1 protein-coding gene is annotated in these 317 nt (G+C 66.9%); it reads left to right on the top strand.

Annotation, left to right across the window (positions count from 1 at the left end; genetic code table 11):
* Positions 1–317: methyltransferase domain-containing protein (locus HOP53_RS21420; protein ID WP_234271877.1), on the top strand; the 317-nt coding region annotated here is incomplete at both ends.

Consider the following 317-nt stretch of genomic DNA (forward strand, 5'->3'; position numbering starts at 1 on the left):
CTGGGCCCGGGACGTGACCCGGGGCAGCCAGTCGAGCGATCTGGTCGAGCTCTACTGCGGCAACGGTAACTTCACCGTGGCCCTGGCCGAGAACTTCCGCCGTGTGCTGGCCACCGAGATTTCGCGCACCTCCGTTGCCAGCGCGCAGCAGAACCTGGCGGCCAATGGCATCGACAACGCTGCGGTGGGGCGCATGTCGGCGGAAGAGTTCGCTGCTGCGCTGAAGGGCGAGAAGGGCGGCCGACGTGTGACCGAAATGGCGCTGGAAGCGTATGACTTTTCCACCGTGCTGGTGGATCCTCCGCGTGCCGGCCTCG

It is taken from the genome of Billgrantia ethanolica (genome assembly GCF_021404305.1).
Taxonomy (GTDB): Bacteria; Pseudomonadota; Gammaproteobacteria; order Pseudomonadales; family Halomonadaceae; genus Halomonas; species Halomonas ethanolica.